The sequence below is a fragment of the Pseudomonas sp. RIT623 genome, assembly GCF_004519305.1.
GTDB lineage: Bacteria > Pseudomonadota > Gammaproteobacteria > Pseudomonadales > Pseudomonadaceae > Aquipseudomonas.
Window position 1 is genome coordinate 81,651 of the sequence record NZ_SOZA01000011.1, and the last position, 11,884, is coordinate 93,534.

6 protein-coding genes are annotated in these 11,884 nt (G+C 64.2%); 1 reads left to right on the forward strand and 5 read right to left on the reverse strand.

Features of this window, described 5'->3' with window-relative positions:
* Positions 1–107: 107 nt before the first annotated feature.
* The 5 genes from mscK to betI all read right to left on the reverse strand — a co-directional run bounded on the left by mscK (position 108) and on the right by betI (position 9,380).
* Positions 108–3,413: a mechanosensitive channel MscK gene (gene mscK, locus E3U47_RS10480; RefSeq protein ID WP_134691369.1), complete on the reverse strand. Its 3,306-nt coding sequence runs from the start codon at positions 3,411–3,413 to the stop codon at positions 108–110.
* A gap of 35 nt (positions 3,414–3,448) precedes the next feature.
* Positions 3,449–5,191: a potassium/proton antiporter gene (locus E3U47_RS10485; RefSeq protein ID WP_134691370.1), complete on the reverse strand. Its 1,743-nt coding sequence runs from the start codon at positions 5,189–5,191 to the stop codon at positions 3,449–3,451.
* 248 nt (positions 5,192–5,439) lie between these two features.
* Positions 5,440–7,137, reverse strand: coding sequence for a choline dehydrogenase (gene betA, locus E3U47_RS10490; protein ID WP_134691371.1), 1,698 nt, complete (start codon positions 7,135–7,137; stop codon positions 5,440–5,442).
* A gap of 75 nt (positions 7,138–7,212) precedes the next feature.
* Entirely contained in the window at positions 7,213–8,685 is a 1,473-nt protein-coding gene (gene betB / locus E3U47_RS10495; protein WP_134691372.1) for a betaine-aldehyde dehydrogenase, read from the reverse strand.
* Between the two features lie 38 nt (positions 8,686–8,723).
* Positions 8,724–9,380 (reverse strand): transcriptional regulator BetI, encoded by a 657-nt coding sequence (betI, locus tag E3U47_RS10500; RefSeq protein ID WP_134691373.1) that lies wholly within the window; start codon positions 9,378–9,380, stop codon positions 8,724–8,726.
* A 478-nt stretch (positions 9,381–9,858) separates the two neighbouring features.
* On the opposite strand from betI, the gene E3U47_RS10505 reads away from it, so the two are divergent.
* Positions 9,859–11,862 (forward strand): BCCT family transporter, encoded by a 2,004-nt coding sequence (locus tag E3U47_RS10505; RefSeq protein WP_134691374.1) that lies wholly within the window; start codon positions 9,859–9,861, stop codon positions 11,860–11,862.
* The last annotated feature ends 22 nt before the right edge of the window (positions 11,863–11,884 follow it).

Here is an 11,884-nt window from a genome sequence, read left to right on the forward strand (position 1 = left end):
GCCGGCAAGCCGGCTCCTACAGGTGGGCGGTGTAGGAGCCGGCTTGCCGGCGAACGAGGGCAAAGCCCTCGCAGCGAATGTGCACAGGATAAAGTATTCGAGCGTTCTCAGGCCGACGCCGTGCCATCCGGCTTCGATTGCTCCATCGGGATCAGTTGCTGCTTGCCGCCCTTCTGGTCCATGAGGAATACCTCCACCTGGCGCACCGAAATCTTGATGTTGTGCGCTTTGAACTCGCGGTTGATGTAGCGGTTCATCTCGTCCAGGGTCGGATTGCGGTCGCCCAGGTCGCGCACGTGCATGCGCAGTTCGTGGTCCAGCGAGCTTTCGCCGAAGTTGAGGAAGTACACCAGCGGCTCCGGGTCCTTGAGCACCCGCGGGTTCTCGTGGGCGCCCTTGAGCAGCAGGTCGCGCACCAGGTCCAGGTCTGAACCGTAGTCGATGCCCAGCTTCAGCGTCACCCGAGTGACCGTGTCGGTCAGCGACCAGTTGATCAACTGGCCAGTGATGAAGGTCTTGTTGGGGACGATGATGTCCTTGCGGTCGAAGTCGGTGATGGTGGTGGCGCGGATGCGAATACGGCTGACCGTGCCGGACAGGTTGCCGATGGTGATGGTGTCGCCAATGCGCACCGGGCGTTCGAACAGGATCATGATGCCGGAGATGAAGTTGGCGAAGATCTCCTGCATGCCGAAGCCCAGGCCCAGGGACAGGGCCGCTACCAGCCACTGCAGCTTGTCCCAGCTGACCCCGAGGGTGGCCAGGGTGCTGACGATACCAACGCCGGCGATGACATAGGACAGCAGCGTGGTGATCGCATAGGCGCTGCCCTGGGCCAGGTTCAGGCGTGATAGCACCAGCACTTCGAGCAGGCCTGGCAGGTTGCTGGCCAGGGCCACGGCGATGCCGGCGATGACCATGGCGCCGAGCAGGTCGCCCAGGCTGATCGGCACCATGCTGGCGGCCGCGCCGGTGCCGCTGCTGTATTCGTACAGGGTGACGTTGTTGAGGTAGGCGAACACGCTGATCAGGTCGGCCCAGACCCAGTACAGGCCTCCGATGAAACCGCCGAGCAAGGCCAGGCGAATCAGGCGCAGCGACTGCTGGTTGACCTGTTCGATGTCCAGGGTCGGCTCCTCGACCACCACTTCGCCGTCCAGGCCCTCCTTGGCCGCCTGGCGCTTGCTCAGGGCGCGCTGGTAGGCCAGGCGCCGCGCCGCCACCGACAGGCCGCGGACGAACGCGGCTTCGATCACCAGCCAGAACAGCAGCAGGTACAGGGTGTAGATCAGGCGGTCGGTGAGCTTGAGGGCGGTGTAGTAATAGCCGAAGCACACCGCCACGAACAGGGCGATGGGCAGCGCGGTGAAGGCCACCCCTACCGCCTTGCGGAACAGCGAGGTGTTGCGGTGCGCCGGGCTGCTCAGCAGCAGGCGGCTGAGCAGCCAGGCCATCAGCGCGTAGCAGGTCAGCACCACGCCGATGCCCAGCACGTCGTCGGCCAGCGCCGAAGGCTGGTGCTCGGCCACCGCCACCACGCCGACCAGGGCCAGCACCACGGTGCCCAGGCGGCGTACCCAGCCACGCAGGAACTCGACCTGCGGCTTGTGCCAGCGGAAGTGGATCTCGGCGACCCCACCGGGGGCGAGGATGCGGTAGGCGGTGTAGAACACCAGCCAGGCCTGGGCGAGCTGCCACAGCGCGGCGCCGAGGTTGGCGTTCTGCCCACGGGCGTCGAGTTGCAGGGCGTAGCTGCCCAGGGTCAGGGCCAGGGCCACCGGCAAGGCCAGGAGGATGTTGATCAGGATCGCCTGGGGCGTGTGCCACTGGCTGTCGCGCTTGAAATGGCCGATGTCCTGGTGGACCTTGCCCAGGCGCCGGTACAGCGCCTTGCGCCGCCACAGCAGGGCGCCGATCACCAGGATCAGCGGCAGGAACAGCAGTGGCTGCTGCACCAGGCCGTCGCCCAGTTCCTTCACTCCGGCGCCCCAGGGCAGGCTGGCCACCTGGTAGGTCAGGCGCTGGGGTACGTCGCGCAGCCATTGCCAGTCCAGCGGCTTGTTGCTGGGGATCCAGAACATCTGTTCTTCGAGGGTGGTACGCAGGTTCTGCGCGGTGCTCAGCAACTGCTTCTGGTTCAGTTGCAGGGTGATGCTTTCATTGAGCAGAGCCGACAGTTCGCGGTTCAGCCGTTCCAGCAGGTCGCTGCGGGTAATCGCCACCTCCAGCAGGGCCTTGCGCAGCTGGGGGGTGATGTCTTCCTGGGGCTGGTTGGCCAGCAGCTTGTCCACATAGCTGGACGGGCTGCTCATCTGCTCGCGTTCCTGGTTGATCTCGAACTGGTAGAGGCGGATATCGGCAATCTGGTCGGCCAGGTCGCGGTCGACCTTCAGGTGCGGCAGGGCTTGCTTTTGCTTGTAGAGGATCTTCGATAGCAGCAAGCTGCCCTTGAGCACGCTGATCTGTTCGTCGAGGGCCTGGTCGGCCTGGGTCAGGCTGTCGAGCTGCTGCTTGGTGCGCAGGTTCTGCTGGGTGACCTCGTTGAGGCGGTCGGTGCTGCGCAACAGGTAGTCGGACAGTTGCAGGTTCTCGGCGCTCTCGCTGGCCAGCAGATTACTGCCGCCGGCCTTCTGCGCTTCGATCGACTGCTGGGTGACGGTCTGCTGCGATTGGGCCAGGCGCTTCTGGTTGATCAGCGTCTGCAGGTCCTGGATCTCCTGCTCCAGGCGCGTCGCCCGTTCGATCAGCAGGTCGTGCCGGGCGTTGCCGAGGTCTTGCAGTTGGCTGTTACCCGCCAACTCCTGGCGACGCAGCAAGTTCAGGGCATTGAGCGAGGCCTGCTCGGCGTTGAGCTGGTTGCGCTGGTCCGCGTTCAGGGCCTTGCCGTTATCCTTGCCGCTTTTCAGGCTGTTGTTGATCTGCTGGATGCGTATCTGGTTGTTGCTGATCTCGGCTTGGGCACGCTCGGGGCGGGTCTGGGAGTTGATGATCAGGCTGTTGGCCTCGGACAGCGCCTTTTGCAGGTCGCCCTGCTGGGCGCTGCGTTCGCTGAGCATCTGTTCGAGCTGCGGCACCGGGAGGGCGGCATAGCGCTGGGCCACCGGTATCGGGTTGGTGGCCTTGAGCTTGATCAGCTCGCGCTGGTTGTCGCGTATTTCCTGAGGCGCGCTGGCCAGCTGTTGCTTGAGTTCGGCGAGTTTCTTCTCGCTGTCGTCGCGCGCGGCCAGTAGGGCCAGGGTCTGTTCCAGCACCTGCTGCACGGCTTTCTGCTCGGGCTCGGGCAGCTTGCGCTCGGTGATCTTGCTCAGGCTGCCCTGGATGCCCGGGGTAGTCGGGACTTCCGCCATGGCGGTGAACGGGAGGGTCAGGCACAGCCCCAGCAGGGCTGTGCGGCAGTACGCACGCAGGGACATAGGCAACATTCTTGGATTACGAGGCAAATCGGAGTTTAGAGGAACAACCCGGGGCCGGGTCGAGTACCTTCGGGGAATCTGACGCCGACTTTCTGGATCTTGTTCCCGTCCATGACCGCGACGGTCCAGATCGTGCTGTGCCATTCGATCTGGTCGCCTACTACTGGCGCGCCTCCGACCTTCTGTCGGATGAACTGCGCCAGCGGCATTTTTGCGTCCAGGCCATCGAGTTTCAGGCCGTACAGTGCGGCCACCGCGCCCAGCTCGGCGTCACCCTCGAGCACGAAGTCGCCGAAGAAGCGCAGGTCCAGGCCGCGCTGTGGCGCCTGGCTGAACAGCTTGCCCAGGGCCGGCAGGTTGTGTTCGTGGCCGATCACGCAGAGCATGTCGCCGACTTCCAGCACGGTGCTGCCCGAGGGGTGCAGCAGTTGCTCGGCGCGAAACAGCGCGGCGATGCGCGTGCCTTCGGGCATCTTCAGCTCGCGCAGGGCGGCGCCGATGCACCATTTTTCCGCGCCCAGGCGGTAGACGAACAGCTCCCACTCGCTGGTGATATGCACCTCCAGCGCCGAGCGGGAGATGGGCGCCGGGTCTGGCGGCACGGTGACTTTCAGCAGCTTGGCCATCCACGGCAGGCTGGTGCCCTGCACCAGCAGCGATACCAGCACGATGAAGAACGCCAGGTTGAAGAACAGCTGCGCATCCGGCAGGCCGGCCATCAGCGGGAACACCGCGAGGATGATCGGCACCGCGCCGCGTAGGCCGACCCAACTGATGAAGCCCTTCTCGCGACCATGGAAGGCCTTGAACGGCAACAGCGCGGCAACCACCGACAGTGGCCGGGCGAACAGGATCATCCACAGCGCCAGGCCCAGCGCTGGCAGGGCGATGGGTAGCAGGTCGTGGGGGGTGACCAGCAGGCCCAGCACCAGGAACATACCGATCTGCGCCAGCCAGGCCATGCCGTCGAGCATGTGCAGGATGCCGTGGCGGCTGCGGATCGGTTTGTTGCCCAGCACCAGGCCGCACAGGTAGACGGCGAGGAAACCGCTGCCGTGCAGGGCGTTGGTCAGCGAGAACACCACCAGGCCGCCGGCCACCACCAGGATCGGGTATAGGCCGCCGGCCAGGTTGATGCGATTGACCAGTTGCAGCATCAGCCAGCCGCCGCCCAGGCCGAGCAGGCCGCCGATGCCGAATTCGCGCAGCAGGTGGGTCAGCAGGCTCCAGTGCAGGCCGGTCTGGCCGCTGGCGATCATGTCGATCAGGGTGACGGTAAGGAACACCGCCATCGGGTCATTGCTGCCCGACTCGATTTCCAGGGTGGCGGTGACCCGCTCGTTCAGGCCTTTGCCGCCGAGCAGCGAGAACACCGCCGCAGCGTCGGTGGAACCGACGATGGCGCCGATCAGCAGGCCCTGGATAAGGCTCAGGTCGAACAGCCAGGCGGCGACCATGCCGGTCAGCCCAGTGGTGATCAGGACGCCGACGGTGGCCAGCGACAACGCCGGCCATAGCGCCACGCGAAAGCTCGCCACCCGGGTGCGCAGGCCACCGTCGAGCAGGATCACCGCCAGGGCCAGGTTGCCCACCAGGTAGGCGGTCGGGTAGTTGTTGAAGATGATGCCGCCACCGTCCACGCCCGCGACCATGCCGACGGCGAGGATGATGACCAGGATGGGGATGCCCAGGCGCGACGACAGCGAGCTGACCAGGATACTGGCCCCGACCAGCAACGCGCCGATCAGGAACAGACTGTTGATGGTGCTCGCATCCAAAGGCGGTACTCCGGGACAGCGCAGAGAAAAGGGACCTGCCGCGTGAACTAGCAGGTCGCGTGCCAATCGATTCTAACCTGATGAATTGGCAGGCTGTAAAGCGTTTCTGCAGATGTAGAAAAGGCACCCGAAGGGTGCCTTTCCATGCGTCGCCAGGGAGGGCCTCATCGCCGGCAAGCCGGCTCCTACGGGATGATCGCAGGCCGTGAAACCTGCGCCATCCCTGTAGCGATGGGGCTGGAGCAGTATTACGCCTGCTTCACTTCCCGCATCGGCTTGCCCTTCACCGGGGCATCGCCGGCCACGTAGTACTTGGCGGTGCTGCGCGGCAGTGGCTTGCGGCCACGGATCTTGTCCGAGATTTTCTCGGCGATCATGATCGTGGTGGCGTTGAGGTTGCCGGTGATGATCAGCGGCATGATCGAGGCGTCGACCACGCGCAGACCCTGCATGCCATGCACGCGGCCCTCGCCATCGACCACGGCCATGTCGTCGGTGCCCATCTTGCACGAGCAGGACGGGTGGAAGGCGGTCTCGGCGTGCTCGCGGATGAACTTGTCCAGTTCTTCATCGGTTTGCACGTGGGCGCCCGGGCTGATCTCGCGACCGCGGTACGGGTCCAGCGCTGGCTGGGCCATGATTTCGCGGGTCAGGCGGATGCCGTCGCGGAACTCCTGCCAGTCCTGCTCGGTGGACATGTAGTTGAACAGGATGCTCGGGTGCTGGCGTGGGTTCTTCGACTTGGCCTGGATGCGACCACGGGCCGGCGAGCGCATGGAACCCATGTGCGCCTGGAAGCCGTGTTCCTTCACGCCGTTCGAGCCGTTGTAGTTGATGGCTACCGGCAGGAAGTGGTACTGGATGTTAGGCCATTTGAACTCAGGGCGAGTACGGATGAAACCACCGGCCTCGAACTGGTTGCTGGCGCCGATGCCGGTGCCGTTGAACAGCCACTCGGCACCGATGGCCGGCTGGTTCCACCACAGCAGCGATGGGTACAGCGACACTGGCTGGGTGCAGGCGTACTGCAGGTACAGCTCAAGGTGGTCCTGCAGGTTCTCGCCGACGCCCGGCAGGTCGTGGACCACCGGAATGTCGAGGCTTTCCAGCAGGGCACGGGGGCCGACGCCGGAGCGCTGCAGCAGTTGCGGCGAGGCGATGGCGCCGGAGCTGACGATGACTTCTTTGCGCGCGCGGGCTTCGACGCGCTCTTCGCTGTCACCGACCAGGTAGGTCACGCCCACGGCGCGCTTGCCATCGAACAGCACGCGGTCGCTCAGGGCGTGGGTGACGATGGTCAGGTTCGGGCGCTTCTTGGCCTGGTCCAGGTAGCCGCGCGCGGTGCTCGAACGACGGCCTTTCTTGGTTACCGAACGGTCCATCGGGCCGAAGCCTTCCTGCTGGTAGCCGTTGAGGTCTTCGGTGCGCGGGTAACCGGCCTGCACGCCGGCCTCGACCATGGCGTGGAACAGCGGGTTGTTGCCGGCCTTGGGCGTGGCCACGCTGACCGGGCCTTCGCCGCCGTGGTAGTCGTTCGGGCCGATGTCACGGGTTTCAGCTTTGCGGAAGTACGGCAGGCAGTCCAGGTAGGTCCAGTCCTCGAGGCCTGGCAGTTCAGCCCAGCCGTCGAAGTCCATGGCGTTGCCGCGGATGTAGCACATGCCGTTGATCAGCGAGGAGCCACCCAGGCCCTTGCCACGACCGCATTCCATGCGGCGGCCGTCCATGTGTGGCTCCGGGTCGGTCTCGTAGGCCCAGTTGTAGCGACGACCCTGCAGCGGGAAGGCCAGGGCGGCCGGCATCTGGGTGCGGAAGTCGAAGCGGTAGTCCGGACCGCCGGCTTCCAGCAGCAGGACGGTGACGCTGGCGTCTTCGGTCAGGCGGGTGGCCAGGGTGTTACCGGCCGAACCGGCACCGACGATGATGTAATCGAATTCTTGGGACATTGAAGTACCCTCGTTGGCAGTTGTCAGGGAGCGGAAACGCCCGTGCACGAAGGCACGGGCGTGGCTAGACAGGGTTTAGAAAACCGAGTTGTAGCCGCCCAGCTCGACCTGGACCGACTTGATGCGGGTGTATTGAGCCAGCGAGCTGACACCGTTCTCACGGCCGACGCCCGACTGCTTGTAGCCACCGACCGGCATTTCGGCCGGCGATTCGCCCCAGGCGTTGATCCAGCAGATACCGGCTTCGAGCTTGTGGATGATGCGGTGGGCGCGGCTGATGTCGTTGGTGCAGACACCAGCGGCCAGGCCGTATTCGGTGTCGTTGGCGCGACGGATGACTTCTTCCTCGGTCTCGTAGCTGAGGATGCTCATCACCGGGCCGAAGATCTCTTCCTTGACGATGGTCATGTCGTCGGAGCAGTCGGTGAACACGGTCGGGGCGACGAACGCGCCCTTGGCGAAGTCGCCATCCAGCAGACGCTCACCGCCGCAGAGAACGCGGGCGCCTTCTTCTTTGCCCTTGGCAATGTACGACAGCACGCTTTCCATGTGGGCGAAGCTGACCAGCGGGCCGAAGTTGGTGTTCTCGTCTTCCGGGTTGCCAACGCGGATGCGCGCGACGCGCTCGGCGATCTTGGCTTCGAAGGCAGCTTTCATCGAGGCTGGGATGAACACGCGGGTGCCGTTGGTGCAGACCTGACCGGAACTGTAGAAGTTGGCCATCATGGCGATGTCGGCGGCCTTGTCCAGGTCGGCGTCGTCGCAGATGATCAGCGGCGACTTGCCGCCCAGTTCCATGGTGACTTCCTTGAGCGAGGAGCTCGAGGCGCTGGCCATGACTTTCTTGCCGGTGGTGGTGCCGCCGGTGAAGGAGACTTTCTCGATGCGCGGGTGCTCGGTCAGCCAGGTGCCGACTTCGCGGCCGCTGCCGGTCAGGACGTTGAACACGCCGTTCGGCAGGCCGGCCTCGGTGAAGATCTCGGCCAGTTTCAGGGTGGTCAGCGAGGTGACTTCCGAAGGCTTGAAGATCATCGCGTTGCCGGCGGCCAGGGCCGGGGCGGATTTCCACAGGGCGATCTGGATCGGGTAGTTCCAGGCACCGATACCGGCGGTCACGCCCAGCGGCTCGCGGCGGGTGTAGACGAAGGACGATTCGCGCAGCGGGATCTGCTCGCCTTCGATGGCCGGGACCAGGCCTGCGTAGTATTCCAGCACGTCGGCGCCGGTGACGATGTCGACGTAGCGGGTTTCGGAGTACGACTTGCCGGTGTCCAGGGTTTCCAGCATGGCCAGCTCGTCGTTGCGCTCACGCAGGATCTCGACGGCGCGGCGCAGGATGCGCGAACGCTGCATGGCGGTCATCGCGGCCCAGACTTTCTGGCCACGTTCTGCGCTCTCGACGGCCTTCTCGACGTCAGCCTGGGTAGCGCGCTGCACGTGGGCGAGGACTTCGCCGGTGGCTGGGTTGATGGCTTCGAAGGTGGCATCGCTGCCAGCGTCGACATAAGCGCCATCGATGTAGAGTTTTTGCGTTCCGAAACGGGCCATAGTGTCCTCGCAAGTGCAGTGTGTGGTTGGCTACCGCGTCACGCTCCTGCCGGTTGGCTGGTCGCTGCGCGCGGCTGTTCAGCGGCCTGGTCGGTTGTGCCCAGGGTCTGCTGCTTAGCCAGTTGTAGATCCATGTATTCGTAAGCGATGCGTATTGCCTGCTCGGTGTCGAATGCGTCACCCGACAAGGCGCCACGCAGCCACAAGCCGTCGATCAACGCCGCCAGCCCGCGGGCAGCCTTGCGCGCATGGTAAAGCGGCAGGACGCGGCGGAACTGGCAGCACAGGTTGGAATACAAGCGGTGATCGTTGATCCGCTGCAACCTGTGCAAAGACGGCTGGTGCATGCTGGAGGCCCAGAAGGCCAGCCAGGTTTTCATTGCCGGGCCGTTCACCTGGCTGGCATCGAAGTTGCCCTCGATGATCACCTTCAGGTGGGCGCGCGGGCTGTCATCCGTGAGGGCCTGCCGACGCGCGATCACGCCCTCGTTGAGCATGTTCATGATGTAGCGCATCGTCGCTGCGATCAGGCCGTTCTTGTCCTGAAAGTAGTGACTGATGATGCCGTTCGACACACCGGCCAAACGGGCAATCAGCGCAATGCTGGCATCTCCCAGACCGACCTGATCGACCGCCAGCAAGGTGGCTTCGATCAACTGCTGGCGGCGGATGGGTTGCATACCGACCTTGGGCATCTTGCTATCTCCTCAGGCCTGCGGGCAGACGACGAGCGGCTGCCTCGGCGAAGGCCAGTCTATTTTGTTTTGATTGAACGTTCAATCAATAAAGAATAAGCTCTGCGACAATTTGTGCCATTGACAGTTTTCAGGACGGTCACAGAAGCACGAATCGACACCCCAGGAAATCGCGTAACCCCCGGAATACAAGGCGTTGACGGGCATGGGCGATGCAAAATACAGATTCTGCCGAGCGGTCACAGGCTGCGCGGTCGGCCCTTGGAGCGGGCCAGGTGTCTGTGGCGAATGCGCGCACCTCCACTCGGAGAGCGTGGTTTTTCACAGGCGACCGGTCTGGTTTTTTTGCAACGTTTCTATTCGGGATCACGGTTTCCAGGGTGCTTTTATAACACCTGTCGCAGTAGGGCTATTGCACCAATTGCGTGGGAAATAACTGTTTAGCCTCCACTGCCGCACTGCCCGGAGCATTCGTGCAATGAGTTCTGCCTCCCTGACAAAGCCTCCCGCCGAGCGGGTACGGGTCAATCGCGTGGTGTTCTTCACCTCGGCGATGATGATCCTCGTTCTGACTGCCCTGCTGATCGCTGTACCCGATATCGCCGGCCAGGTGCTGGGTGTCGCCCAGAAATGGCTGACCCGTACCTTTGGCTGGTACTACATGCTGGTGATCTGCGGTTACCTGCTGTTCGTCGTCTACCTGGCCTTCTCCGACTACGGCAAGCTCAAGCTTGGCGGCAAGGACGACACCCCCGACTTCAGCTACGGCGCCTGGGCCGGCATGCTGTTCTCCTCCGGTATCGGTATCTCGCTGCTGTACTTTGGCGCCTCCGAGCCGCTGGATCACTACTTCAACCCGCCAGAAGGCACGCCCGCCAGCCTCGAGGCCGCGCGCCAGGGCCTGCAGCTGACCTTCCTGCACTGGGGCCTGCACGGCTGGGCGATCTACGCCCTGGTCGGCCTGGCCGTGGGTTACTTCGCCTACCGCCACAACCAGCCGCTGGCACTGCGCTCGGCGCTGTACCCGCTGGTCGGCGAGCGTTGGGTCAAGGGCGGTGCCGGCCACGCCGTGGACATCTTCGGCATGTTCGTCACCCTGCTGGGCCTGGTGACCAACCTGGGTATCGGCTCGATGCAGGTGGCCTCGGGCCTGGAATACCTGTTCGGCATGGACCACAGCAAGACCAACCTGCTGGTGGTGATCCTGGTCATGGCCGGCGTTGCCACCGTGGCCGCGGTGTCGGGCGTGGAGAACGGCATCCGCCGTCTGTCCAACCTGAACATCCTGCTGTTCAGCGGCCTGCTGATCTTCGTGCTGCTGGCCGGCAATACCCTGCACCTGCTCAACGGCTTCGTGCAGAACATCGGTGACTACCTCAACGGCGTCGTGCTGAAGACCTTCGACCTGTATGTCTATGAAGGCGACAACGACAAGTCCGAGCGCTGGCTGGGCCTGTGGACCGTGTTCTACTGGGCTTGGTGGATCTCCTGGGGCCCGTTCGTCGGCATGTTCATTGCCCGTATCTCCAAGGGCCGGACCGTGCGCCAGCTGGTCAGCGGCGTGCTGCTGATCCCGCTGGGCTTCACCCTGGCCTGGCTGTCGATCTTCGGTAACACCGCATTGGACCTGGTGATCAACCAGGGCGCGGTGGAGCTGGGCAAGACCGCGCTCGAACAGCCATCAATGTCGATCTACCAGCTGCTGGAGTTCTTCCCGGCCGCCAAGATCGTCATCGGCCTGGCAGTGTTCGTCGGCTTCGTGCTGTTCCTCACCCCGGCCGACTCCGGCGCGGTGATGATGGCCAACCTGTCGTGCAAAGGCGGCAAGGTCGACGAAGACGCCCCGCACTGGATGGTGGTGTTCTGGTCGGTGGTCATCACCCTGGTCACCATCGGCCTGCTGTTCGCCGGTAACTTCGAAGCCATGCAGACCATGGTGGTACTGGCCGGCCTGCCGTTCTCGGTAGTCCTGGTGCTGTTCATGTTCGGCCTGATGAAGGCCATGAAGCAGGACGTCGCGGTCGAAAGCGAGCGCGCCGAACTGGCCGCCCGTGGCCGTCGCGGTTTCAGCGAGCGTCTCAGCCAGCTGGACCTGCAGCCGACCCAGGCCGTGGTGCAGCGGTTCATGGACAAACAGGTCAGCCCGGCGCTGAAAGAAGCCGCCGAGCAGCTGCGTACCCTGGGCTTCGAGGTCGAGACCCGGGTAGGTCAATCGCGCAACATGATGGGCCTGCGGGTGATGATGGAAGAGGGCAACCCCTTCGTCTACGAAGCCAGCCTGGATGGCTACCTGGCCGCGCCGAGCGAGGCGCCGGTCGAGGGCGAGCCGGAAGTGCAGCAGCGCTTCTATCGCGCCGAGGTGTACCTGCACGACGGCAGCCAGGAGTACGACCTGATGGGCTTCACCCGCGAGCAGATCGTGCGTGATGTGCTTGATCAGTTCGAAAGCCACCGCCAGTTGCTGGGGCGTGTGTACAGCTGATAACGGCTGATCTCAGGCAAGG

Excerpts from the sequence above, each read along its gene's own strand:
- mscK (WP_134691369.1), bottom strand. The coding sequence starts at position 3,413 with ATGTCCCTGCGTGCGTACTGCCGCACAGCCCTGCTGGGGCTGTGCCTG.
- betA (WP_134691371.1), bottom strand. The coding sequence starts at position 7,137 with ATGTCCCAAGAATTCGATTACATCATCGTCGGTGCCGGTTCGGCCGGT.
- betB (WP_134691372.1), bottom strand. The coding sequence starts at position 8,685 with ATGGCCCGTTTCGGAACGCAAAAACTCTACATCGATGGCGCTTATGTC.
- betI (WP_134691373.1), bottom strand. The coding sequence starts at position 9,380 with ATGCCCAAGGTCGGTATGCAACCCATCCGCCGCCAGCAGTTGATCGAA.
- E3U47_RS10505 (WP_134691374.1), top strand. The coding sequence starts at position 9,859 with ATGAGTTCTGCCTCCCTGACAAAGCCTCCCGCCGAGCGGGTACGGGTC.